This window comes from Lysinibacillus sp. FSL R7-0073 (assembly GCF_038009065.1).
GTDB lineage: Bacteria > Bacillota > Bacilli > Bacillales_A > Planococcaceae > Lysinibacillus > Lysinibacillus fusiformis.
The window spans coordinates 357,226-381,610 of record NZ_JBBPAS010000001.1 but is presented as its reverse complement, the minus strand read 5'-3'; the positions used below and the strand labels follow the sequence as shown (position 1 = coordinate 381,610).

The 24,385-nt window shown below is 37.1% G+C and carries 23 protein-coding genes and 1 riboswitch; of the genes, 10 read left to right on the top strand and 13 right to left on the bottom strand.

All coding sequences use genetic code 11. The features are described from left to right. Positions 1-11: 11 nt before the first annotated feature. The 3 genes from MKY88_RS01860 to MKY88_RS01850 all read right to left on the bottom strand — a co-directional run bounded on the left by MKY88_RS01860 (position 12) and on the right by MKY88_RS01850 (position 1,792). Positions 12-167: a hypothetical protein gene (locus MKY88_RS01860; protein WP_008176206.1), complete on the bottom strand. Its 156-nt coding sequence runs from the start codon at positions 165-167 to the stop codon at positions 12-14. Continuing rightward, positions 145-837 (bottom strand): response regulator transcription factor, encoded by a 693-nt coding sequence (locus tag MKY88_RS01855; RefSeq protein ID WP_012292612.1) that lies wholly within the window; start codon positions 835-837, stop codon positions 145-147. Before MKY88_RS01855 ends, MKY88_RS01860 begins: the two co-directional genes overlap by 23 nt. A gap of 76 nt (positions 838-913) precedes the next feature. After that, positions 914-1,792 carry a DMT family transporter gene (locus MKY88_RS01850; protein ID WP_328205210.1) on the bottom strand — a complete coding sequence of 293 codons (879 nt, stop codon included), beginning with the start codon at positions 1,790-1,792 and terminating at the stop codon, positions 914-916. A 145-nt stretch (positions 1,793-1,937) separates the two neighbouring features. Here MKY88_RS01850 and MKY88_RS01845 point away from each other — a divergent pair, with 145 nt between their 5' ends. Beyond that, positions 1,938-2,168, top strand: coding sequence for a DNA-binding protein (locus tag MKY88_RS01845; RefSeq protein ID WP_328205211.1), 231 nt, complete (start codon positions 1,938-1,940; stop codon positions 2,166-2,168). Between the two features lie 65 nt (positions 2,169-2,233). Here MKY88_RS01845 and MKY88_RS01840 read toward each other — a convergent pair whose 3' ends face one another. From MKY88_RS01840 to MKY88_RS01830, 3 genes are all read right to left on the bottom strand, one after another. Then, positions 2,234-3,220: a homoserine dehydrogenase gene (locus tag MKY88_RS01840; RefSeq protein ID WP_069479870.1), complete on the bottom strand. Its 987-nt coding sequence runs from the start codon at positions 3,218-3,220 to the stop codon at positions 2,234-2,236. Between the two features lie 471 nt (positions 3,221-3,691). Continuing rightward, positions 3,692-4,078: a hypothetical protein gene (locus tag MKY88_RS01835; RefSeq protein WP_193830796.1), complete on the bottom strand. Its 387-nt coding sequence runs from the start codon at positions 4,076-4,078 to the stop codon at positions 3,692-3,694. 327 nt (positions 4,079-4,405) lie between these two features. Further along, positions 4,406-5,710: an O-acetylhomoserine aminocarboxypropyltransferase/cysteine synthase family protein gene (locus MKY88_RS01830; protein WP_340812883.1), complete on the bottom strand. Its 1,305-nt coding sequence runs from the start codon at positions 5,708-5,710 to the stop codon at positions 4,406-4,408. Positions 5,711-5,826: 116 nt separating this feature from the next. Beyond that, a riboswitch (SAM riboswitch) is annotated at positions 5,827-5,940 on the bottom strand. A gap of 155 nt (positions 5,941-6,095) precedes the next feature. Here MKY88_RS01830 and MKY88_RS01825 point away from each other — a divergent pair. Together MKY88_RS01825 and MKY88_RS01820 are read left to right on the top strand one after the other, a co-directional pair. After that, positions 6,096-6,728 (top strand): glycerol-3-phosphate acyltransferase, encoded by a 633-nt coding sequence (locus MKY88_RS01825; protein WP_193830795.1) that lies wholly within the window; start codon positions 6,096-6,098, stop codon positions 6,726-6,728. 201 nt (positions 6,729-6,929) lie between these two features. Beyond that, the gene (locus MKY88_RS01820) at positions 6,930-8,411 is read left to right on the top strand and encodes an SLC13 family permease (protein ID WP_340812882.1); all 1,482 of its coding nucleotides are present in this window, start codon (positions 6,930-6,932) and stop codon (positions 8,409-8,411) included. Positions 8,412-8,492: 81 nt separating this feature from the next. Here MKY88_RS01820 and MKY88_RS01815 read toward each other — a convergent pair whose 3' ends face one another. Next, positions 8,493-10,013: a succinate CoA transferase gene (locus tag MKY88_RS01815; protein ID WP_258269802.1), complete on the bottom strand. Its 1,521-nt coding sequence runs from the start codon at positions 10,011-10,013 to the stop codon at positions 8,493-8,495. Between the two features lie 366 nt (positions 10,014-10,379). Between MKY88_RS01815 and chrR the strand changes: the two genes are divergently transcribed. Then, complete coding sequence (gene chrR, locus MKY88_RS01810) at positions 10,380-11,111, top strand: class II chromate reductase ChrR (RefSeq protein ID WP_193830792.1); 732 nt, start codon at positions 10,380-10,382, stop codon at positions 11,109-11,111. Between the two features lie 210 nt (positions 11,112-11,321). After that, complete coding sequence (locus tag MKY88_RS01805; RefSeq protein ID WP_069479863.1) at positions 11,322-11,747, top strand: hypothetical protein; 426 nt, start codon at positions 11,322-11,324, stop codon at positions 11,745-11,747. Positions 11,748-11,789: 42 nt separating this feature from the next. Here the strand turns inward: MKY88_RS01805 and MKY88_RS01800 are convergent, their stop codons facing one another. Continuing rightward, on the bottom strand, positions 11,790-13,469 hold the full coding sequence (locus MKY88_RS01800) for a hypothetical protein (RefSeq protein WP_193830791.1): 1,680 nt from the start codon (positions 13,467-13,469) through the stop codon (positions 11,790-11,792). 208 nt (positions 13,470-13,677) lie between these two features. On the opposite strand from MKY88_RS01800, the gene MKY88_RS01795 reads away from it, so the two are divergent. The 3 genes from MKY88_RS01795 to MKY88_RS01785 all read left to right on the top strand — a co-directional run bounded on the left by MKY88_RS01795 (position 13,678) and on the right by MKY88_RS01785 (position 16,701). Next, entirely contained in the window at positions 13,678-14,346 is a 669-nt protein-coding gene (locus MKY88_RS01795) for a lysoplasmalogenase (protein ID WP_340812881.1), read from the top strand. A 12-nt stretch (positions 14,347-14,358) separates the two neighbouring features. Then, a complete protein-coding gene (pepT, locus tag MKY88_RS01790) occupies positions 14,359-15,585 on the top strand; it encodes a peptidase T (protein WP_069479860.1) in 1,227 nt (408 codons plus the stop codon). Between the two features lie 153 nt (positions 15,586-15,738). Continuing rightward, positions 15,739-16,701 carry a DMT family transporter gene (locus MKY88_RS01785; protein WP_069479859.1) on the top strand — a complete coding sequence of 321 codons (963 nt, stop codon included), beginning with the start codon at positions 15,739-15,741 and terminating at the stop codon, positions 16,699-16,701. A 291-nt stretch (positions 16,702-16,992) separates the two neighbouring features. Here the strand turns inward: MKY88_RS01785 and MKY88_RS01780 are convergent, their stop codons facing one another. Next, positions 16,993-17,424, bottom strand: coding sequence for a DUF4395 domain-containing protein (locus tag MKY88_RS01780; protein WP_328205233.1), 432 nt, complete (start codon positions 17,422-17,424; stop codon positions 16,993-16,995). A 118-nt stretch (positions 17,425-17,542) separates the two neighbouring features. On the opposite strand from MKY88_RS01780, the gene MKY88_RS01775 reads away from it, so the two are divergent. Next, positions 17,543-18,253, top strand: a complete 711-nt coding sequence (locus MKY88_RS01775) for a Fe-S oxidoreductase (protein WP_340812880.1) — start codon at positions 17,543-17,545, stop codon at positions 18,251-18,253. A gap of 59 nt (positions 18,254-18,312) precedes the next feature. Here the strand turns inward: MKY88_RS01775 and MKY88_RS01770 are convergent, their stop codons facing one another. Next, entirely contained in the window at positions 18,313-18,993 is a 681-nt protein-coding gene (locus MKY88_RS01770) for a GNAT family N-acetyltransferase (protein ID WP_340812879.1), read from the bottom strand. Positions 18,994-19,004: 11 nt separating this feature from the next. Further along, complete coding sequence (locus MKY88_RS01765) at positions 19,005-20,117, bottom strand: mandelate racemase/muconate lactonizing enzyme family protein (RefSeq protein ID WP_340812878.1); 1,113 nt, start codon at positions 20,115-20,117, stop codon at positions 19,005-19,007. 80 nt (positions 20,118-20,197) lie between these two features. Between MKY88_RS01765 and MKY88_RS01760 the strand changes: the two genes are divergently transcribed. Then, complete coding sequence (locus tag MKY88_RS01760; RefSeq protein WP_328205243.1) at positions 20,198-21,439, top strand: hypothetical protein; 1,242 nt, start codon at positions 20,198-20,200, stop codon at positions 21,437-21,439. 56 nt (positions 21,440-21,495) lie between these two features. Here MKY88_RS01760 and nhaC read toward each other — a convergent pair whose 3' ends face one another. Next, positions 21,496-22,944: a Na+/H+ antiporter NhaC gene (nhaC, locus tag MKY88_RS01755; RefSeq protein WP_340812877.1), complete on the bottom strand. Its 1,449-nt coding sequence runs from the start codon at positions 22,942-22,944 to the stop codon at positions 21,496-21,498. A 280-nt stretch (positions 22,945-23,224) separates the two neighbouring features. Further along, positions 23,225-24,334, bottom strand: coding sequence for an amidohydrolase (locus tag MKY88_RS01750; RefSeq protein WP_340812876.1), 1,110 nt, complete (start codon positions 24,332-24,334; stop codon positions 23,225-23,227). Between the last annotated feature and the right edge of the window lie 51 nt (positions 24,335-24,385).

The following is a 24,385-nucleotide window of genomic DNA, read 5'->3' as shown; positions in this document are numbered from 1 at the left end:
CTAACACTCCTCTAAAAAATTCTTTCTAGTAACTGTAAAACCTCTGAGGAGCGAGAATCGACGATTTGATAAGCATAAACGCCAAAATAAATAAGTCCAACAACACCTGCAATGAATCCTGCAATAGTCATATACTTCTCTATTTTATTTTTCCATTTTATAGCCAACGCCCCATACCACCTTTAGATAGCGTGGGTTTTTTGGGTCCGCTTCAATTTTTTCACGAATTTTTCGAATGTGTACGGCTACAATATTTTCAGCATTGTAGGCTTCCTCATTCCAAACTCGTTCATAAATTTCACGAATCGAAAAAACACGCCCTGCATTTTTCATTAATAATTCTGTAATTTTATATTCTATTGGTGTTAGTCGAACTGGTTCTCCTTCTAATATAATCTCTTTAGCATCTTCATCAAGAATAAGTCCGTCAATTTCTACTTTTGTTGCACCTTCACTATACGTTCCTAGTTGTACATAGCGTCTAAGCTGTGATTTTACTCGTGCTAATAGCTCTAATGGATGGAAGGGCTTTGTTACATAATCATCTGCGCCTACCGATAGTCCATGAATTTTATCGCCATCCTCTGCCTTTGCACTAAGCATAATAATAGGAATATTGCGCTCTGCTCTAATTTTAAATGTCGCAGTAATCCCATCCATATTTGGCATCATTATATCTAAGATTATTAAATGTACTTCATTATTTTCTAGCTTGTCTAATGCTTCTAAGCCATCTGCTGCTTTAATAACATTGTAGCCTTCATTTTTCAAATAAATTTCAATACCATCACGAATATCTTGATCGTCGTCTGTAACAAGAACTGTTAGTTTCGTCATGATAGACACCTCGCTCTCAAATATAAGTGTATCTTTCAAATCTTAAAAACCAGCTAGTAAAAAAATGAAGAATTTCTTAAGGTTTCAGCTTATTATGAAGCCTTCTTTGTCTCCCACCTATCGTTAACACAACAATGCTGCCTAATAGCATTGCTACACCTAGCCAGGACACTCCACTTAATTGTTCTCCAACTAGAAAAACGCCCAGTATTGCGGCTGTTAATGGCTCAGCTAAAGATAGAGTTACAGCTGTTGATGAATTTATTTTTTGCAAACCGTTTAAGAACAGTAAATAAGCTACGCTTGTACACATAATTCCCATAAATAGGATCGTCCATAAATTTTGCACATTTTCTAACCAAGCAAAACCAGTAGACAGTGAAAACGGTAGTAAAAATAAAGTACAAAGCGAAAATGTCATAGCAACTGCTGGTAAAGCATCTTCTTGCGCCATTAATTTCTTACTAATATTTGTATAAAGGGCAAAAGATAACCCTGCACAAAGCGCTAAACCAAAGCCACCCATTTGTACAGCTTCTTCTCCATTATTGATAAACAATAAAAGACAGCCCATGATCGCTATCATTGTAGCTACTCCCCAAATAGCAGACGGCCGTTTTTTCCATATAAGCCACTCCATAATGCCTGAAAATACCGGTGCACTTCCAATGGTCGCGACAGTTCCAATTGCTACACCTGTTAGACGTATTGATGAAAAGAAAAGACCTTGGAAAAGGGCAATACTAGCGGCAGCTAAAATCGTCCATTTCCATGACCAATGTAGAAAATTAATTTTTCTCAAAAAAATTGTAATAGCTAAGAGAAGCCCACCACCAATGGCAGAACGAATAGTGGCGACTGCAATTGGAGATACATTATTATCTAAAAATGTTTGGGCAGTTCCTGTCATCCCCCATAAAATAGCTGCTAACAATACAAATAATGGATTTAACATATAGACCCCCAACCTTATTCCTTTCAATACTAATCATACATATTTATCCAAAATCAAACAATTATCATTTTTACTTTTTCTTTCACTCCAGTATGCATTCGGTTAAATGGACGTTATAATGAATACAGCTAAAGGAGCGAGTTGTATGTACAAAACAATTGAAGAGACAGCAATTGAACTAGGTATGCATGAAGAACAAATATTACGCCTAGTCTATGAGGGACGCATCCGTTCCGTTTTCGATGGAAATATGATACTCATAAATAGTGGACAATTTAATACGTATTTTAATCAATTAGAACGTATTAAAGAGGAGATTGAAATATGGAGATCTACCCCTATACCAGAGGATATTGACGTAAAAGACGAGGATTAAAAAGCCCCCCATTCGAACAATAGAACATTGTTGAATGGCGGGTTAACTTTATAAAATAATAATGATTAAATCGTTACAACAAATCCTGCCCTTTTCCCGATAATTTCAGCATAATCTTCTACCATCACACTTGCTGTTGGGTACATTCCAGCACCAGGACCTACTAAGGTTAAAGTGCCAATATAATTTGTTTCTAATGCAACTGCATTGAACACATCATCGACTGGATAAAGTGGATGTTCTTTATCAACCAGTTGTGGTCCAACCTTTGCTACAATTTTCCCATTAGCTAGTTTTTCCACCTCAGCTACATGACGGTAACGTAAACCTTTTTCACATGCCTCATGGACCTGCGAAGCTGAAATACTATCTATGCCAATAACTTCTACATCCGCCCAATCAGGTTGTTCTCCAAATGCTAAGGCACTTAAAATCATTAACTTTTTAAAGGCATCCTGACCAGAAACATCATTATACGGATCTGCCTCAGCGTAGCCTAAACTTTGCGCTTCTTTTAAAGCCGTATCAAATGACCAGCCCTCTGCTCGCATTTTAGTTAAAATATAATTACAAGTACCATTTAAAACACCTTGTATACGGCTAACGTCATTAACAAGTAATATATTTTTCATCGTTTTAATAACAGGTACTCCTCCAGCAGTTGTAGCCTCGAAGCCTACAAAAACACCATTTGCTTTTGCAAGTTCTTGTAACTCTAATCCACGCTTTGCAAACATTACTTTATTGGCAGTAATAACATGACATTTATGCTCTACCGCTCTCTTTAAATAGCTATATGCAGGCTCTTCATTCACAATTGCTTCAAATATTACTTGCATGCCTGGTTCAGCCAATACATCATCCATGCTTGTAGTCATCAAATGTGCTGTGCCTGGCACACGTTCACGGCTAGCATCTGTTACAAGAATCTTCGCTACTTCCAACTCAATACCTAATTTATTTTTAAGATCTTCTCGCTTTTCATTTAATATATGATAGATCCCTTGACCTACCGTTCCAAATCCTAAAATCGCTGCCTTTATAGTTGCCATTCTTATTATTCCCTCCAACTTACATTCCGCAGTTTCATCAAGCCAAACTCTCCGTGGGGTTGTGCCAAATCATTTGACACCAACCGCAGGTCTTAGCCAACCCTTAATTTTGGATAAATTTTGATATTTAGTACATGTTAGATCATATACAAATTCAAATAATTCGAAATTTAACTTAAAGAAAATTGTAACGCATATATATACTTTACACAAGAAAAATCTTTCTAGGAAGGACATTTGTTTTCCCTAGACGTGCAAAAGAAATCGGTTTCATTCCTTTTACTATACGTTTTTTTAGTTTATCCATAAGATTTGAACAAATATTGACTCTTTACTCTCAAACTATGATGTCTTTCTTCTATTATATATGTATGTTCAGACACCCATAAACCAGCTAAATAAATAAACTACTATAAAAAAGGCTCATTCCCTGTAGCAGCAGAGAATGAGCCTAAATATATGAGGGATTATTTAGCTCGCTTTTGAAAGCAATTGAAAACGATATTGTGTTAAAGCTTGTTGAACAATACTAATTTCTTCTTCTGTAAAATTTGGTATTGCATACGTACGTTCTACTAATTGAAATGTACCATATTTCAAATAAAATTCTGTTGCTGGAAGCTGGATGTGGCTCACACCATACTTCTCATATGTCTCATAAACTTCCTTAACCATATAGCCATTATCATTTGCGCAAACCTGTTCCTGATACGCTGAATGACCGAAAATTTGCTGCCATTTATGTTCCACTAATGTAAGGATGTGTTGAATGGATTGATTGTTAACAAATACATGACCTTCATTTAGTTCATAAATTAGATAAGATGCAATGTTTTGCGCACTATAGAGATTACCCATTTTAAACACTCCTTTATCATTAGTTTTTTGAAGAGTAGCCACTGGCTATGTAACTACTCTCCTATCTATTCAAAAGTGGGGGAGCACTTATGAAAACATTTACCTTTTCAACAAGGTTTTTCCGTACACTTAACTTAATTCCAAGTATATAACAAGGTTTTATTAAAGTCAATAATACATATAAAATTACTTGGTATTTTTTTAAAAAGGTTCTGATAATTACCGGATGAGGCAGTTGGTTAATGTAGCAACGTTTGACGTATACCAAATGAGGCTATTCGAATGAGAAAATACGTAAACGCTACCACATTCGCCTGTCATTCTATATTAAGCTTCTACTGTTTGTTCAGTTGTTGATGTTGCCTGAGTTATAGCCTGCTCTAAATCTGCAATGATGTCCTCCACTGCCTCTAAACCGATTGATAAGCGAATGAGCGATTCGGTTACGCCAGCTTGTATTAGTTCATCTGCTGATAATTGTTGGTGTGTAGTAGATGCTGGATGGATAATTAGCGACTTAGCATCCCCTACATTTGCCACATGTGAAAACAGCTTTACATGATCAATAAGCTTTCGACCTGCTTCACGTCCACCTTTAATGCCAAATGTAAGCACTGAACCGAAGCCATTTTTTAAATACTTTTTCGCCAACTCATGTGTTGGAAAATCTTCTAGGCCATTATAATTTACATATTCCACAGATGGGTGGTTACGTAAATATTCAGCCACAGCTAAAGCATTTTCATTGTGTTTAGGGATACGCAAATGAAGAGTCTCTAAACCTTGTAATAGATTGAAAGCTGCATCTGCACTTAATGTTGGTCCAAAATCACGTAACAACTGTACACGCAGCTTTGTAGCAAAAGCTGCAGAAGCTGTATCGATTCCATAGCGTAAACCATGGTAAGAAGCATCCGGCTCTGTAAAGCCTGGGAATCGCCCACTAGTCCAATCAAACCTACCAGCGTCTACAACAACACCACCTAAAGTTGTCCCATGACCACCTATCCATTTCGTTGCTGAATGAACTACCACATCCGCACCGTAGTCAATTGGTGTAGAACCATAAGGAGAAGCAAATGTACTATCGATAATTAATGGTAAGCTGTTGTCATGTGCAATCTTAGCTACAGCTTCAATATCTAAAACCTTTAAGCTAGGATTACCGTAAACTTCAGCGAAGACAGCTTTTGTTTTATCGGTAATGGCAGCCTTAAAATTCTCTGGGTTTGTTTCATCTACAAAAATCGTTTTAATACCATAGTTTGGTAATGTATTAGCGAATAAATTATACGTACCACCATATAAAGAACTAGCTGCTACAATTTCATCTCCTGCTCCAGCTAGATTTAAAATAGAAAATGCAATAGCTGCTGCACCAGATGAAAGTGCTACTGCTGCTGTTCCACCTTCTAATAAAGCCACACGCTTTTCAAAAACATCCACTGTCGGATTCGTAATTCGCGTGTAAATGTTCCCCGCCTCCTCTAAAGCAAAAAGACGTTGCGCATGAGCAGTGTCTTTAAAAACGAAAGCAGTTGAACGGTAGACAGGAACTGTTCTAGAACCCGTCACAGGGTCTGGCTCTTGACCACCATGTAACAGTAATGTTTCTGGTTTAAAATTTGTCATTGTGTACCTCCATTTGGTTATTTTTTTACGATGGTACCGGAGATGAGGAGGATTTTTCTGTAGAAAACAAAAACCCTCTTCAGCTAAGAAGAGGGTTGCGGTTGCAAGTTTTCCTCCCCTTATCTGCCAGATCCAAGTAAGAATCTGTAGGAATTAGCACCTTAGTAAGTTCATCACCTACTGGTTGCCGGGCATCATAGGGCCTATCCCTCCGCCGCTCTTGATAAGAGTATGAGATTCAATTTCCATCGTTGTTACAAAGTATAAGCATAGAGTTTTTTTCTGTCAACATCTAAATTTTATTTTTTCCGAAACTTCTGTCTGCTCTTTTACGTAGTAAGAACGCATACACTATTTTAGAAAAAAATTTGAAAGGAGTATTTTTATGGTAAAAGCCGTGATCTGTTTTCTAGTTGTCGGCTATTTGATTGGCTGTATTCACGGCTCTAAGGTGGCACAATTTTTATCCGGGGTTGATTTAAAAAAAGCTGGTCATGGCAATGCTGGCGCCTCTAATGCTACGCTTTCACTCGGCTGGAAATATGGCGTTTTAGTAGCTCTTATCGATATTGGCAAAGGCGTCGCAGCCATCGTCGGTGCACATTTTTATTTAGCAGATGCAACACATTTAACAGCAGAACAAACATGGCTCCTCACCTACTTGTTAGCTGCAGGGGTTATTTTGGGGCATAATTTCCCTTTTTATATGGGCTTCAATGGTGGAAAAGGGACTGCCTCTATCATTGGAATTTTACTTGCGGTTGATTGGAAGATTGGTTTATTTGCACTTATTCTTTTTGTTATTTTATCTTTTGCAACGAACTATTTAATTGTTGGGGTATTAGAATTTTACCTCGTTTTTTGTACCGCTACTTATTTATGGATTCCTGGGCTAGGCCCGACCATTATTGCCATTCTACTTTTTGGTATTGCTATTATTTTGCACATTGAAAATATTCAACGTTTAATCAATGGAACCGAGCCTAAAGTTACTGCTGCCTTCAAGAAAAAGAAATAATATTTTTTAGGAGGTATTTGTATTTTTTATGACCACAAATTATCTCTTTAATTACTATTAAAGCTGTAAAACAGACATATTTCGCTTCCTTTCATTCTATACAATAAACGGATGAATTCTTATCTTAAGAAAACATTATATTGACCGATGTTATGGATAATAACTGTCATTTTTATGTAGACGTAGAAGGGATGAGAAAATATGTCTTCACCTAAACAAGCAACAATGAAGCGTAATTTAAAGCCTTTATGGATTGGGTTGGCTTTTGCTTTATTAATTATCATTATTTTTTTACCTAATAACGGTGAGCTACCTGTAGCTGGGCAGCGCGCTTTAGCCATTTTAGCTTTCGCGGTTATCCTGTGGGTAACAGAGGCCGTTTCATATCCTGTTAGCTCTGCAATGATTATTGCACTCGTCACTGTTTTACTAGGACTTGCACCATCCATGGATGACCCAACAACACAACTAGGTACCGCTAGCGCCTTAAAACTATCATTAAGTGGTTTTAGTAATTCTGCCGTGGCCCTAGTAGCAGCGGCTCTTTTTCTAGCAGCAGCCATGCAAATTACCAATTTGCATAAACGACTTGCTCTTTGGATTCTTTCACTTGTAGGAACAAAAACAAAAGCCATTGTTTTCGGTGCTATATTAGTTTCAATTGCCCTTGCATTTTTTGTTCCTTCGGCTACTGCACGTGCTGGCGCAGTAGTCCCTATTCTTCTTGGGATGGTCGCAGCATTCGGTTTACCACGTGATAGTCGACTTGCTGCTTTACTCGTTATTACTTCTGTACAAGCCGTCTCCATTTGGAATATCGGTATTAAAACTGCGGCAGCGCAAAATATGGTTGCTTTAAATTTCATCCAAGAGCAATTTAATGTGAATATTTCATGGGGTGCTTGGTTACTTTATGCTGCCCCATTCTCGATTATTATGTCAGTAGCCTTATTTTTCATTATGATTACGCTTATTAAGCCTGAGACGAGCAATATTGAAGGTGGTAAAGAAGTTATCAAGAAACAGTTGGCTGAGCTTGGACCATTAAAAGCACCTGAGATTCGATTGATCGTTACATCATTAGTTTTACTATTTTTCTGGGCAACTGAAGGCAAGCTTCATCCATTTGATACAACAACGGTTACAATTACCGCCATTGCTGTACTACTAATGCCTAAAATCGGCGTTTATTCCTGGAAGGAAGTTGAACCTCATATTCCTTGGGGAACAATCATTGTCTTTGCAGTTGGTATTATGCTCGGAACTATTTTACTAAATACAAAAGGTGCAGCATGGTTATCAGATAAAGTTTTTGGTTCACTTGGTCTAGATACTATGCCAATTCTTGCTACGATTGCTATCGTAACATTATTTAATATTCTTATTCATTTAGGTTTCGCTAGTGCAACAAGCTTAGCCTCTGCACTTATACCAGTGTTTATCGTGTTAGCTTCCACATTAACAGCTAATGTTGATCAGGTTGGTTTTGTTATCGTACAACAATTTGTTATTAGCTTTGGTTTCCTATTACCAATTAGTGCACCGCAAAATATGCTTGCCTACGGTACAGGAGCGTTTACAACAAAGGATTTCCTGAAATCAGGTATTCCATTAACGATTCTCGGCTTCCTCCTAATTTTGCTGTTCTCTGCAACTTATTGGAAATGGATTGGCCTACTATAAAGCATTAATCGTTTTAGATAAACTTATACACTAAAAGGCCTTGAGGGAGCAGCTGTCCTTCAAGGCCTTTTTATTAAAACTCTATTTTGATAAAGCTGGGTCTTTCATTGTTCCACTTTTTGCGTAATTAACATGCCATGACAGCGCTTTTTCAAGATCATGCGGTGTATGATGTCCACCAGTTGCCTCATTAGCGTCATTAAAGTATTGCCATAGCTGCTCACGATAATCAGGGTGTGCACAATGATCAATAATTAGCCCTACACGTTCTTTCGGAGCAAGCCCACGTAAATCAGCCACTCCCTGCTCTGTTACAATAACATCAACATCATGCTCTGTATGATCCACATGCGATACCATTGGGACAATGCTCGAAATATTGCCACCCTTAGCATAGGATTTAGTCACAAAAATACCTAAGCGCGCATTGCGGGCAAAGTCACCCGATCCCCCGATACCATTCATCATTTTAGTGCCAGAAACATGTGTAGAATTAACATTTCCGTAAATATCAACTTCTAATGCCGTATTCACTGAAATCAAGCCGAGTCGGCGAATAATTTCTGGTTGGTTAGAAATTTCTTGTGGACGCAGTACTAATTTATCCGCATACTTTTCAAAATTTCCATAAACACGGTTTCCTACTTGTTCAGAGAGGGTAATGGAAGTAGCAGAAGCAAAATTCACTTTTCCTGCATCGATTAATTCAAATACTGCATCTTGAAGTACTTCAGAGAATACTTCTAGGTTCTCAAACTCAGAATCTTTAAAACCAAGTAATACTGCGTTCGCCACTGATCCAACCCCAGATTGAATTGGACGCAAGCTTGTTGTTAAACGGCCAACTCTAATCTCTTCGCGCAGGAAATTTAACAGGTGATTAGCCATAATATCTGTTTCCTCATCAGCAGGAACGATCGTTGATGGCGCATCTAAAATATCAGAAACTACGATACCTTTTACTTTATCTAAATCTAATGGAATACCAATTGTACCAAGACGATCAGACACATGTTGTAAAGGGATTGGGTCACGTTTCCCTTGTTGTGCAGGAACGAAAATATCATGTACACCCTCTAATGCATCAAGTTGTGCTACATTTAATTCAATGATGATTTGATCTGCCTCTTGCACAAAAATCGGAGAGTTACCAACTGAAGTTGTAGGAATTAATAAGCCATCTTCTGTAATAGCAGCCGCTTCAATAATCGCAAAATCAATAGGTCCTATAATGCCTTGGCGAACTAACTCCGCATTATGAGATAAATGTGCATCCACAAATGTGATATCACCACTATTAATTTTATTACGAATACCAGCATCTGCCTGGAAAGGTCCTCGCTTGCGAATAACGCCAGCCTCCGCTAGGTATTGGTCTACCTCAGGGCCAAGAGATGCTCCTGTATATATATCTACCTGGAAGCTCTCTTTTTTAGCTTTCTCTACAAGCGCAAGAGGTACAACTTTTACATCCCCAGCACGAGTGAAACCGCTCATCCCTAATACCATGCCATCCTTAATCCAAGATGCTGCTTCTTCTGCTGTTACAACCTTGCCCCGTAATTGCTCATGACGAAGCTTTTTCGCTAACTTTTCTTCCATTCCTTATTCCTCCATCCCACTTTATTTTTGTTCAACTAGTATTTGGTTCCATTATCTCAGTCATCAAAATTACCTCTGCTTCAAACAAATATGCAGGAGGCTTTATCCTTAATTAAAAGAGCTAAACCCACTCCTCTTCCGCATAAGAATAATCTAATTTTTGGTAGCACAACCAAATAAACAGCCGATTATATAATTTTATACTATTTAGAATATTTAATCTATATCAAATGAAATATTTAACTTTCCGAGATAATTTCTACATTTCCAAACTATTTAAATATAATTATATACCCCTCTTTAATCGATTTTGATTGAAAAGCGTGCTATGCTCTTGATATAAAAGTGACAAAGGAGAGTAAACAAATGGTTAAAGAATTATTACGAAACCATTCTTCAGTAAGAATCTATGATGGAAACCCGATTTCAAAAGAAATTATTGAAGAATTAATCGCAACAGCCCAAATGGCTGCCACGTCACATTTTGTGCAAGCCTATAGTGTTATATGGGTAACAGATGCAGACAAAAAGGAGAAATTAGGATTACTCTCTGGGAATCCCCGTCAGTATGAAACTTCTGGTGGTGCCTTTGTTTTTTGCGTTGATTTCAAACGCCTACAAATGGCAGGTAAGTTAGAGGGAGTAGATATCGTGGCCGATTCAGCCGAAAATGTCCTTGTTGGAGTTGCTGATGTATCATTATTTGCACAAAACTTTGTTATTGCAGCAGAATCAATGGGATATGGCATTTGCTATATTGGAGGAGTGCGCAATAACCCTTCAGAAATAAGTGATTTATTTAATTTACCTGATCACGTTTTCCCGTTGTTCGGTCTAACAATTGGCGTACCTGTTCGTCGTAATGAGGTAAAACCACGATTGCCTGTGTCTGCTGTATTACATGAAAATGAATACAATACCGAAAAGTATGATGAACTTTTACCAGCATATAATGAGACAATGGAAGCGTATTATAATAGTCGATCATCTAACAGAAAAATCGATAATTGGACAAAGCAAATGGCTGATTTTTTAATTGAGCAACGTCGTCCTCATATAAAAGAGTTTTTAGCTACTAAAGGATTTAACTGGAAATAAATAACTTCTTCTAAAATGGGGTTACTATCGGATGATAATAACCCCATTTTTTTCATAATTCCGTTACCTGTTTGTATTAACTCTAGTCATTATGTCTCGATATATCTATTAAGTACAATAATAAATTAAACGAAAAGACTCTTCCATTTTCAAACAATTCCATTCATATTAATAAATGATTACGTATTTACGAAAGGAGTTATACAAGCAATGTCCTATATCAATAAACATCTTGCTCGTACCTTAGAACAACAACATAAGAGAAGTGTAAGAGGTTTATTTTTAAAAATTGAAGAACTAAATGCTGCTTGCACTCAACTACGAAAACGACTTGAGCCTGAAACAGATATAGCCGTTTATAAATATGCGATAGATTATGTCAATCAATTTGTTGCCCATACCTCTATCCTCAATTTAAAATTTATTACTAATACTCAAAATTTAGAAGTGTTAGTATTACATGCTCTTCTACTATCCTATATTTTAGAAAATGAGGACAACCAGTCTTTTGCCTACGAGGAAAAATTGCTAAAAGGATACTTACAAGATACTTTCACATTAAACGATCATGCCAAAACACTCTTTATAAACCATAGAGAAAAAATGCTTACCTTTATTCAAAACGAAGGAACATAAAAAAGACGATCTTGAAATACGAACAAGATCGTCTTTTACTTTTTATTGTAAGCCTTTAATAATTAAAGAACGGACTGGCAGGAATTGCTCCCCTGTTTCACCATATTTGATTATAACCTCGTCACCTTCTTGTAAATAAATAGCTAAAGGTTCTGTTTCGGCACTTACTAAGTAATTTTCACCATTGCTTAATAAGAAAGAAATCGTCGTAAAATCACCAAGTCGTTCCTTGTAAACTCGGACAACTTTTCCGCTAGCCTGTTTCTCTTCTGCATTTGAACTACCATCTACCGTATTTCCTCCACGACTTAAAGCAGTTTTATATAGCTTCAGTGCTTCTCTTGGAGTGGTAGCGTAAACAGAAATTTCAGGATTGGCTGCTGAAACAATGAAATAGTTTTGTAAAAATCCATTTGAATCAAGCACCGCTGTCAGCCAGCTAGCTTCTCCATAAAAATTATATAATACAGGCATTTCACCAGCCCATTTTTTCTCAATAAATTTCTTTTCGATAATTTGCAAATTCCCCTGTGAGTCCATATAGCTTGAATCTAGATTACCTGTGTAATAGGTTGCTTCCCCTGTTCTTGCATTCGTTAAGGAATAGCCTAACATGGAATCTACGCCTTCTTTAGGACTTGTAAAATCGGTGAAATAATACATATCGCCTTTTTCATCAAAAATAGGACTGACATTCGATTCTGTACCTTCGTCCGAAGGAATTTTTACATCTTTTTTACCAAACATACTGTTCCAAAAACCATGAACATAATTACCGAAATAACTGTTCTGTAAGCTTACAGTCTCTGGTGAAACTGCACCATCAATAAATTCAGGTATAGCATCTAGCTTAACCACTTCTGACTTCCCTGTAAGTGCATCGACCAAGACAATACCTTTTACATCAAAGCCATTACGCCCAGAAATAAATTCACCATATGAGCGAATGTAATAAGGCTTCCCTTCATCATCTACTTCAAGTTGTACATCTCCGTAGAATATAAGGAATGGATGTTGTAAACGAATATGGCGTTCTAAATTGGTATTTAAATAGGCTGAGGGAACATATTTCATTTCCTCTTTTACAAATTTAGGATTATCTGCTGAATCTGTAGCACTCATAATAAAGTAACCAGGTGTCGTATCACCATTCATCCATTTAAAGAATCCCGAAAATTCAACTGGAGCGATATAAACATATTCACCTTTTACTTTTTGAATTTGTAAACGACCTAATTCATAATAGCTTGTATTCGGTACTTGCCCGAATGCCTTTTTCATTTTATTACGAGCAAATTTTGGTGGAACACTTGCAGGTGTCTGCGTCTCATCAAAAGGCTTTAGCTCCACTTCTTCCTTCATTTCTGAAGACTTAAATTTCTCATTCGCGTTCCATAATGGTGCTGATAGAACATAGACTGCAACACCTAGGCTTGCTAAAAATAAAATACCTTTTATTTTTCGTTCAATGCCACTTGCTAGCATTGCACCAATTAACGTTAATAAAATAATAACTGGCCAGAAAACAAGCCAATTGACGTCAATTTTTGTTACATACAAAGTGACTCCTGTTGCTAAAAAACCTAGCACAAAGACACCAATAAAAAAGTATCCAATCACCTTTCTAGATTTTCCATCTTCTCGCTTCTTAGTAATAAGCGGTGTTACTAACACACTCGCGATTAATGCAATGACTGCAGAAGCTATTAGTAGCTTAGTCATTTGGTTCATCCTCTCTTAAAGCTTTCTGTCTTCTTATTTACGGTTACATACTAAAAAAGTTTCATACATAAAGTATATTAAATTACATGTCGGCGTCATTATGTTCAGATTGCTCTTCACTATCAGATAAAAAATGTTTGCTGCATAGTTAAATAAAGGAATTCTATCATAAAGAAAGAATTTCATAATAGAAAAGGAGCTGAAAATAGTGTTTAAAAAATTATTAATTGCTTTCATTATTTTATTTGGGTTGTATTACATTTTTCTTTTTTCGCATATTCCAGAAAGCTTACAACTAATCTTTAAAGTCATCCCGATGTTGTTGATGATTATTTTAGCGGCCATTCAGAAACCAGTACATATAAAAAAATATCAACTATTGATTATCATAGGTCTAGTATTTTGTATGATTGGTGACTATACATTGCAATGGTTTTTAATTGGGCTAACTAGTTTTCTAATCGGCCATATCTTTTATATTTTTGCCTTCTCATCTGCAAATGAGCGACCAGTACCAATATGGGCCAAAATAATCTTATTACTGTATGGAGCAGGAATGGCCATTTGGATAGCAGGATCGGTTTTCAAAACTGGTGAAACGATTCTAGCTATTGCAGTGATCGCCTATATTGCAGTCATATTAACGATGGGATGGACAGCAATTAAAACTGGCTCTAAATTCGCAACAATAGGTGCTTTGTTGTTTATTGCTTCAGATTCCTATTTATCTATTAATAAATTTGTAATGCCATTAGCTTTTTCACATGAAGTCATTATGCTGACTTATTATAGTGCCCAATTACTCATAGCTTTAAGTATTCTTCAATATTCCGAAATCCGAAGTAAAGTGTTACAATTAAGTACACATACACATTAGGGGGCCATACTTATGAAAGAACAAGTAATTGAGCGATTAATACGTTATGCAAAAATTGATACACAATCAGACTTCACAAGCGAAACGACTCCTTCTACACCAAAACAATTTGATCTGTTACATGTTTTGAAAGATGAACTAGCTACTATAGGCTTAACAGACATTACATTAGATGAAAATGGCTATTTATTTGCGACACTAGAAGCAAATACAGATAAAGACATTCCAACTATCGGCTTTTTAGCACATGTGGACACAACTACGGATTTTACGGGAACAAATGTTAACCCGCAGCGCTTAGATAATTATGATGGTGGAGATATTCAGCTAAATGAAAACTTAGTGATGTCACCAACTGATTTCCCTGAGCTTCAAAATTACATTGGTCAAACACTTATTACGACAGATGGCACGACATTGTTAGGAGCAGATGATAAGGCTGGTATTGCTGAAATTATAACAGCTATGGAATACCTTATCCAAAACCCAAGTATTAAGCATGGTAAATTACGCGTAGCGTTTACACCTGATGAGGAAATCGGACGTGGCCCACATAAATTTGATGTGGCTGCATTTGGAGCAGACTATGCCTATACTATGGATGGCGGACCATTAGGTGAGCTACAATACGAAAGCTTCAATGCTGCTGGCGTAAAGGTAGTGACAAAAGGAACAAGCGTCCATCCTGGATCTGCAAAAAATAAAATGGTTAACGCCATCACAATGGCTATTGCCTTCCAAAATGAAATGCCGGGAGAGGCGGTTCCTGAAAAGACTGAAGGTTATGAAGGTTTCATTCATTTAATGGGCTTTAAAGGGGCTATCGAGCATGCAGAGCTATCATATATCGTTCGTGACCATGATCGTCAAAAATTCGAAGAGAAAAAACAGTTAATGCAAGATGCTGCAGCCAAAATTCAAGCGCAATTTGGTGAGAATGCTTTAAGCATTACTATTGAAGATCAATACTATAATATGGGCGAAAAAATCGAACCTGTAAAAGAAATCGTGGACATCGCTCGTGAGGCTATGGAAAAATTAGATATTACACCAATTACCCTACCTATACGTGGTGGTACTGACGGCTCACAATTATCTTATATGGGCTTACCAACACCAAATATTTTTGCTGGGGGCGAAAATATGCATGGTAAATTTGAATATGTATCTGCTGAAACAATGGAAAAGGCAACACAAGTCATCATTGAAATCGTTCAGCTATTTGAACAACGTGCATAATAGTTTACCTAGTACCAAAGTAGTTTTTTAAGTGGACTTGAAATATAACGGAGAAAGGTTTTTTCCTTTCTTCGTCATTTTTTCTACATTAATTACTGAATATTCTAATTACATAAAGAATTTGAGTAATGAACTCAAATTGAGGTGATCATTATGAAAGAAATTGCTATAGGCATAGTAGCTTCCCTTTTTTTTGCTGTAACATTTATTTTAAATCATGCCATGGAAATGCAAGGTGGTAGCTGGCTATGGAGCGCATCATTACGCTATTTTTTCATGCTACCTTTTTTACTTATCGTTGTGTTTTATCGCAGAGGTTTTTCACAATTATCTAATGAGATAAAAGCACAGCCTACAGCTTGGCTTCTTTGGAGCTTTGTAGGATTTGTCTTATTCTATGCACCGTTAACCTATGCCGCTGCATTTGGCCCAGGCTGGTTGGTTTCTGGCACTTGGCAATTTACCATTGTTGCTGGCGTATTATTAGCTCCACTCTTTATGACAGTTATCGCTGGTAAAAAGGTACGTCAAAAAATACCCTTCATTTCTCTTCTAATCTCTTGTGTCATATTAGTAGGTATTTTACTAATCCAAATACCTCAGGCACAATCGGTTTCATTTAAAAGTTTAATGCTGGGGATTTTGCCTGTCATCGTCGCTGCATTTGCTTATCCTCTCGGCAATCGTAAAATGATGGACGTCTGTGGAGGGCGTATCGATACCTTCCAACGTGTTCTTGGTATGACAATCGCCTCAATGCCAGCATGGATTATCATGGCTATTTATGCCCTGTTCACGGTCGGTCTACCTTCAACAGGCCAGTTATTCCAATCATTACTTGTTGGGATTAGTTCAGGTGTTATTGCAACTATTTTATTTTTCATTGCAACAGATCGTGTAAGAGACCATCAGGGCAAACTAGCAGCGGTTGAAGCTACACAGTCAACAGAAATTCTTTTTGTCATTATTGGTGAGGTAATATTATTAGGTATTCCATTCCCTAACTCGATTGCCCTAGCAGGTCTAGGCGTCATTATTGTCGGAATGCTACTGCACAGTTATTACACAATGATTCTTGGGAGAAAAAGTACTGCCCAACAAACGCCTTCTTCCTAACAGCCCGTTTGATGGGCTGTTTTTTTCTTGGGTGTATTAAAATTGAAACGTCTGCCCTACAGATAGATTCAAAAAAAGACGACTCCATTCTATAATAGAAAGAGTCGTCTGAGATTTTCACGTTCCCAAAAAATGAGGGGGGTTTTAGGAGCGTAATCATGAACTAGCAAACTTCTGGAGAAAAGTAGCTAAAGTTCATCCTCTCTACACTGTATTGTAGTGGAGGAATAATCTTTATACGATAATGATAATCATTATCAATTAAATTGTCAACAATAATCTAATAATTTTTTAAAAAGATTTTTTTAACGAACGGCGGTACTGCCATTGCTTCAGTTGAAAATGTAAAAAACAGCCTACACAGAAACCTGCTATAGCAATGGAAGAAGCTATTGCTACCATTGCCGTAAAGATATGACCCACTACCTGCCAATTTAATAGATAGCCTAACAAGCCACCCATTAAACAAAAGCTAGCTATACTCGCATTAAATTTTTGTTGCTGTACATCCTCTGGTATATAGGTAGATGGAGCTTTTTTGAGAAACAACCTCCCAAACCGAATAATGGGGTTATAGTTAAAGAAGACACCCAATAAATTTGCAACCAATGGTATGGCTAAAATCCATATGATTCCTGTTACCCATGTGGCAATCACACTTAATAGTATCGTCCATTGGTTAAGTCGTACAAGTGGTCTTGGAATTGCATGAGGCAATGACACTACAAAACCCACCTTTCTTATATGTTTAATGTATTTTACTATATGACATTCCATTTGTGAAGCAAAAATGATTACTTTATAATTGAATTACGAAAGCTCTTAAGAAAAGGGGATCATCATGCCAGCTTTAACGATGGATCAAGTTCAACAATTAAACTCCTATAGTATTTATACAACGGAACCAAAGCGAACGTTATTTACTTTAGCTGATATACATAAAGACTTTTACCATCCTGATTTTTTAAATCTCATGATGGGTATCACGGACGCCGCTACGGAAACTGCCGCGATTTCTCACTTCGCACGCCGATATGGAATGTTTTTTGCTATGCAGCTTTATATGCTCGCCGCTTATGATGAGGTGTGGGATGGAAAGCCGATTGAATTACGCTTCGATGCTGCCAAAGAATTCAACAGCTTTACAGTCGCTATGTTTGTTAATCCAAATGATTGGCGCTATGTTGAGGAGGATGAACGTCAGGCGGTCATTGAAAAAATCCTATACGATGGGCATGTGATTGTTCAACAACTTCGAAAAGTGACTTCAATCTCCCCTCTTACTATATGGGAAAATTTCTTTGGCTATTTACTATGGCATTATCATATTTTACTGTCGAACCCCGGCTTAGCCGATCAAGCTATGGACGATATAGAGATATTGGAGGACCCTAAAACATGGGCACGCTTCTCTAATAAATCTTGGTGGGCACAATATACGGGTAGTATAAGTCCAACAAATTTAGTAAATGTCCCTGTCCGTAAATCTTGTTGTTTTTCGAAAGATATACCGGGATTAATGGCTTGTGGATTTTGTCCAATGAAGAAATAATAGCAAGACAAAAAAGCCTTACCTTCCACAAATACATGTGAAAGCTAAGGCTTTTTATGTTATTTTTCGTATACTACAAACCAATCATTATTTTCCTCATACATAGATGTACCAAAAAAGCCTTGCTTCAAAAGCTGCTGTTGCGCCGCTGTATCTCCCATGTTGATCACTTGTTTTTCTGTCAATAAAGGGAGCTCTCGACGTAAATCCTTAAAGAATATATAACGTAGTTTGTCTACATATTTAATTTTTAGTCCTTTAATAACGAGGTCTTGGGAGAACTTATCCTTTAAGCTCGGAATATTAAATGGCTTGACTGTTGAACACACGTAATCGTATTTTTCCACATCGATGTTACTCATCACTACTGTCGCTAATGTTTTTTGTAAGCCATAGCCTCGGTACTTTGGTGAAACATTAGAAATCTCCTGATATAAAACTCGATTAAATTCGATTTCAGGAATTCCACAATCATACCCAAGATGTTCCTCATCAATAGGAGGATTTAATAGGGCACGGAAGGCAATCAATTTCTCACCTGCATAGGCGCCTATCATCATACCTTGTCCATTTAGAATATATTCGAACTCCTCGGTGCTCAATGGCTGTAAGATGGTTTTATCAGCTAAAGCTTCATAAACCTCCACCTGCAAGTCCTCGATTTGTTGTAAATGTTGAGTTGTTAACTCAGTAACAAAAAATGGAGTCTCCCCTAGCATACCTTCATATATTTTTTCCATGTTTCGCCTCCTTAGGCTGTGACAACAGTTGAAAACTTACATAATTCCTTCATAACAGCTTCATCTACATCAACACCGAGACCCGGTTGTTCATTTAAACAGATAAAAGGAACATCATAATGAAGATTGCCCACATCTTTTGAGAACTTCAATGGCCCTGTCAATTCAACACTTGTCATAGTTTTTTTAGAAAATGCTACATGGAAACCTGCCGCAGAGCCAACAGAGGACTCTACCATGGAACCAACTTGACATTCAATACCTGCCATTTCTGCCATAACTGCCAGCTTCATTGCAGGATAAATGCCTCCACATTTCATTAATTTTATATTTACTTTATCTGCAGCACGCTTGGCGATGATTTCACGCATTTCACGTACTCCACGAATTCCTTCATCAATCATTAGAGGTACATCAGATTTTGACTTAATCTCTACCATTCCATCGATATCTTCACTATCAACGGGTTGCTCTAACCAATCAATATTTAGATCCTTCATCGCACGTAAGCCCTGTAATGTAGTTGCAGCATTCCCCCACCCTTGGTTGACATCTACTCGGATGGCGATATCTTCACCTACTTGCTGTCTTACTGCTTTAATACGAGCAACATCACGGGTTACCTCTGTACCTACCTTCATTTTAAATGAACGGTACCCCATCTCTACACGCTTCGCAGCCTCTTCAGCCATTGCCTCGGGCGTTCCAATACTTAACACATGTGTAATAGGGAATTTTTCATGATAACGCCCACCTAAAAGCTGATATACCGGAACCCCCAATGCTTTCCCAGCAATATCAAAGCAAGCAATATCAATAGCTGCCTTTGCTGCCGGAACATCTTTTACAACCTTATTCATTTTATCGTGCAATTTTTCAAAGGCCATTGGATCTTCACCGATAACAGCAGGTGCAAGATGGTGTTGAAGCACAGCATAAGTACTTTCCCATGTTTCACCAGTTACATGTTCATCAGGAACCGCTTCTCCATAACCTACTATACCAGTATCAGTTGTTACTTTTAAAATAATGGAAGGCATTGTATCATATGTAGCATAACTAATGATAAATGGATCAATTAGCGGTAAATGTATAGCATAAATTTCTACTTGTTGGATTTTCATAATAATCAGTCTCCTTTGTCGTTATATACGTCGCTAATACGTCGCTAAATATTTAAAAAAATAGAAAAGGAACGATGCCCATGTCTACGAAAATAGCGATTATTTGTTCTAAAGCATTTATGAAACGTATTATTAGTATCGCACAAAATATAGACAATATTCAATTAGAATTTTATCTATACAGCCACCCCTCTGAGGCACCAGCTTTAATGAAGCGAATTAAACCTTGTGATGCTCTTTTATTCGGAGGAACATTACCCTTTTTACATGCTCAATCTCTCCTACCGGAAATACCAATACCTTGGAATTATATTAAACAAGATGAAACAACTATCTCTACAACTCTGTTATCACTAGTAGCTAAACATGCTATACCGATCAATAGAATTTCAATTGATGTAATGAATCCAGCATTTGTAGATAATGTTTTAACAGAAATTGACTATAGGGGTCCGAAGCCACATATTCAACATATTTCTATTACAGAACCAACAGAAAGTATTCTAAAGCGTCACATTGCGTTGTGGAATACCAACAGCATAGATTTCGTGATTACAAGTATCCACAGTGTTTTTGATACATTACAAGCACATCAAATACCTGCAATGCGCATGATAGATGCCACGAATTCTATTATTCAATGTCTCGAAGAAACCAAATCAAAATCACTTTTAACAAAATCCGAATCATTTAAGGCCGTAGTTGGATTTTTAGAAATCCCTACTGATTCTTCCATTGATTCAACTATTTTAAATCAAATTGCGAAGGCTACCTTTTCAACATATAAACAAATTTCATCACAAACCTTTGAGCTTTATACAACTGCTGGCCATTTACAAAATGCACTTGAAAAGGAAACTTTAGAAGAACTTATTAAACAAATTGAAATACCATTTAAACTAGCCTTCGGGTATGGTCACTCCATGTTAGAAGCCACCCAAAATGCTCAGCATGCTTTAACATTTTCGAAACCATTTGAAATTTATATTCTAGATGAACATAAAAACCTTTTAGGTCCCTTTCCAAAATCAGAAGGTAAATTATCTTTAAAAACAGATGATCCTTATGTATTACAAATGGCCAAACTCACAAGCTTAAGTCCATTAAATATTTCTAAAATCATCAATTTTAGTCATGAAAGGCAATCTGCACAATTTACATCGCAGAATCTTTCAGAATACCTACAGGTTACTAGACGTACAACTGAGCGTATTATAAAAAAATTAGTAGATCAAGGTTATGCTAAGGTCGTTGGCGAAGAAATGACACATCAACAGGGTCGACCTCGCACCATTTATGAATTAAATTTCGCCACCTATTAACCAATTATATAAAAGGAATTCTCGTAAATGCTAAGCATCTACGAGAATTCATATGATTAATCAACCATTACCATATTATCAGTATTTTCCATTTCTTGTTCCTTTTTACGTTTCTCTGCTTCTGCCATTTCTTCTGGCGTTAGTTTAACAATAGCAAATCCAATATATCCATAGATAATGGAAATAATAGGTACCATGAAATTAAGAATGGCATATGGTGCATACTCCATAGCGCCTACACCCAATGTCGCTAAAATAAACACACCACAAGTATTCCATGGGAAGAAAACAGATGTTAATGTTCCCCCATCCTCTAAAGCACGAGATAGATTTTTAGAATGTAGACCTCGTTGTTGATAGACACCTGCAAACATACGTGAAGGGACTACAATTGAAATGTATTGCTCTGAACACGTTGCATTCGTTGTGACACACGCTGCAATTGTTGAAGCAATAAGACTCCCCGTAGATTTAGCAAACTTCATAATTACATTCATAAGAGCTTTCAACATCCCTGAATACTCTAAAATACCACCAAAAGTCATTGCCACAATGGTCATTGAAACCGTATTCATCATAGAATCTAAACCACCACGATTAAATAAATCATCTACCATGTTATTACCTGTCGAGATTTCAAATCCAGCTTGTAATGCTTGTACAGCACTTGCAGCCGAACCGCCCTGTACAAAAATTTGTAGTAAGAAACCTGATACAATCCCAATAATTAAAGCTGGAATTGCTGGTACTTTCTTAGCTACTAAAACAATAACACCCACTGGTACAAGTAATAGTAAAGGAGAGATAACAAAGCTTTCTTCCATTACTTTTAACGTTGTTAAGATTTCTTCCGATTTCATCGAAACATCTGCAAATTTTCTACCCAAAAATCCGAAAACAACAAGTGAAATAATTAGCGCTGGAATCGTTGTATAAAGCATATGCTTAATATGTTCAAATAAATTTGTACCTGTTAAACCAGCTGCCAGATTCGTTGTATCTGATAATGGTGACATTTTATCTCCAAAGTAAGAACCTGAAATAACCGCACCGGCAATCATAGCCGCTGGAATACCCATACTTAAACCAATACCCATGCCTGCGACACCGATTGTCGCCATCGTTGACCACGAACTACCAATAGCTAATGACACGATCGAGCACAATAACATAATTGTCACTAAAAACCATGCTGGAGATATTAGTTTTAAGCCATAGAAAATCATCGTTGCTACAACCCCGCCGCCAATCCATGCTCCAATTGTCAAACCTACTAAAATAATAATGACAATGGCAGGTAACGCCAAACGTATCCCCTTATACATCATTTCTTCAATTTCAGACCATTTGTATCCATGCATTTTGGCAACAATTGCTGCTACAGTTGTGCCGACAAGAAGAGGTACGTGAGGACTTTGCTCTAAAACAACTACTGTAATCAACATTGTAATAATCATAACTGCAAAAGTTAGTAGTGCCCAGCCCGCATTAATATCCTTTTTCATTTTTCCATCCCCTTTTTTTGCACCAAATCCCTTTTCGGTTTTTCAAAGACGCAAATAATTTTTTACGTTTTTTAGCTTAATATTCAAAAAATTAAAAGTCAACGCAAAAAAATTATGCCTCTCTAGCAAATCCCTTTGTTTTAGGGCAATAAAACGCTTTCAAGTAGCAATAAAAAGCTCCGCAAACCCTTGAATATCCATACATTTCAAGAAATGTTCATGCAAAAAAAGCTATATGAAAAAATTATTGCATTTTTCATATAGCTAAAAAAATATTTTTTTATTCAGGTTTTTTTTCTAATACGCAGGCAAGTACTTTGGCAGCATTAATTAATGCGCTACGATCAAATGTCATTTTAGGATGGTGTAATCCTGGTGTTAAGTTTGCCCCAATTCCAATCATTGCCGCTTTTAATTCTGGCTTCTTCACCGTATAAAAATGGAAATCATCACTGCCTGGAGTCGTTATTTCATCCGCTAAATATTCCTCGCCCAATGCTTGAACAATTGCCTCTTTCGCCATTTTTGCAGCAATTGTTGAAACCTCCGCACCTGGTGTGAAATCAAGCCACTTCCAATCCATATCAATTTCAAATTGTTGCTGAATTGATTTTAAGCCATGCTCAATTTTGTTACGAAGTAATTCAAGTTGTTGATTATGCTGTGCTCGAATGTCCATCGAGAAACTAGCATTCCCTGGAATAATATTTGTACTACCACCATCCGCTATAATTTTTGTTAACTTTGCAGAATGTGGCTCAAAAGGCGATAGATGAATACTGTTTAACATTTGTTGAACAGCCATAATGACATCAATAGCATTTTTCCCTTGGTGTGGTCTCGCCCCATGAGCGTCGATTCCCTGAATAGTCCCATCTAGGAAATAGGCAGCACCATGATGAATAGCTGGTGAAACTTTACCAAGCGGTAGCTCTTCAATAGGTCTTAAATGTACACCAAATAAATGTGATACCCCCTCAACAGCTCCTCGATCAAAAGCAGCACATGCACCATTCCCTAATTCCTCGGCAGGCTGGAAAATAAAACGGACGCGATGTTGCAATGGTTGATCTTTAAGTAGTAATAATGCCCCAAGCACCATAGTCATATTAGCATCATGACCACAAGAATGATTCGCCTGCCATTTCCCATCCACTTCTTGCCATAAAGCATCAATATCAGCACGTACCGCAACAACTTCTTCACCTGCTCCAATTTCTGCAATTAATCCAGGAACATCCCCAAGCAAACGATAAGTAACATTCAATTCGTCTAAGATTGACGCTAATTTTTTTGTCGTCTCGAACTCCTTCCAGCTCACTTCAGGGTATTTGTGAAAATGTTCAAACCATTGATACATTGTTTCTTCTAATGTTATAGCTTTTGACATAACGACACCTCTATACGCATTTTTGTTTCTCATTATACATGAATCTATTTT

Excerpts from the sequence above, each read along its gene's own strand:
- MKY88_RS01835 (WP_193830796.1), bottom strand. The coding sequence starts at position 4,078 with ATGGGTAATCTCTATAGTGCGCAAAACATTGCATCTTATCTAATTTAT.
- MKY88_RS01840 (WP_069479870.1), bottom strand. The coding sequence starts at position 3,220 with ATGGCAACTATAAAGGCAGCGATTTTAGGATTTGGAACGGTAGGTCAA.
- MKY88_RS01815 (WP_258269802.1), bottom strand. The coding sequence starts at position 10,013 with ATGGAAGAAAAGTTAGCGAAAAAGCTTCGTCATGAGCAATTACGGGGC.
- MKY88_RS01770 (WP_340812879.1), bottom strand. The coding sequence starts at position 18,993 with ATGGAAAAAATATATGAAGGTATGCTAGGGGAGACTCCATTTTTTGTT.
- MKY88_RS01855 (WP_012292612.1), bottom strand. The coding sequence starts at position 837 with ATGACGAAACTAACAGTTCTTGTTACAGACGACGATCAAGATATTCGT.
- MKY88_RS01760 (WP_328205243.1), top strand. The coding sequence starts at position 20,198 with ATGTCTACGAAAATAGCGATTATTTGTTCTAAAGCATTTATGAAACGT.
- MKY88_RS01800 (WP_193830791.1), bottom strand. The coding sequence starts at position 13,469 with ATGACTAAGCTACTAATAGCTTCTGCAGTCATTGCATTAATCGCGAGT.
- MKY88_RS01850 (WP_328205210.1), bottom strand. The coding sequence starts at position 1,792 with ATGTTAAATCCATTATTTGTATTGTTAGCAGCTATTTTATGGGGGATG.
- MKY88_RS01765 (WP_340812878.1), bottom strand. The coding sequence starts at position 20,117 with ATGAAAATCCAACAAGTAGAAATTTATGCTATACATTTACCGCTAATT.
- pepT (WP_069479860.1), top strand. The coding sequence starts at position 14,359 with ATGAAAGAACAAGTAATTGAGCGATTAATACGTTATGCAAAAATTGAT.
- MKY88_RS01750 (WP_340812876.1), bottom strand. The coding sequence starts at position 24,334 with ATGTCAAAAGCTATAACATTAGAAGAAACAATGTATCAATGGTTTGAA.
- MKY88_RS01825 (WP_193830795.1), top strand. The coding sequence starts at position 6,096 with ATGGTAAAAGCCGTGATCTGTTTTCTAGTTGTCGGCTATTTGATTGGC.
- MKY88_RS01845 (WP_328205211.1), top strand. The coding sequence starts at position 1,938 with ATGTACAAAACAATTGAAGAGACAGCAATTGAACTAGGTATGCATGAA.
- MKY88_RS01830 (WP_340812883.1), bottom strand. The coding sequence starts at position 5,710 with ATGACAAATTTTAAACCAGAAACATTACTGTTACATGGTGGTCAAGAG.
- MKY88_RS01785 (WP_069479859.1), top strand. The coding sequence starts at position 15,739 with ATGAAAGAAATTGCTATAGGCATAGTAGCTTCCCTTTTTTTTGCTGTA.
- nhaC (WP_340812877.1), bottom strand. The coding sequence starts at position 22,944 with ATGAAAAAGGATATTAATGCGGGCTGGGCACTACTAACTTTTGCAGTT.
- MKY88_RS01820 (WP_340812882.1), top strand. The coding sequence starts at position 6,930 with ATGTCTTCACCTAAACAAGCAACAATGAAGCGTAATTTAAAGCCTTTA.
- MKY88_RS01775 (WP_340812880.1), top strand. The coding sequence starts at position 17,543 with ATGCCAGCTTTAACGATGGATCAAGTTCAACAATTAAACTCCTATAGT.
- MKY88_RS01805 (WP_069479863.1), top strand. The coding sequence starts at position 11,322 with ATGTCCTATATCAATAAACATCTTGCTCGTACCTTAGAACAACAACAT.
- chrR (WP_193830792.1), top strand. The coding sequence starts at position 10,380 with ATGGTTAAAGAATTATTACGAAACCATTCTTCAGTAAGAATCTATGAT.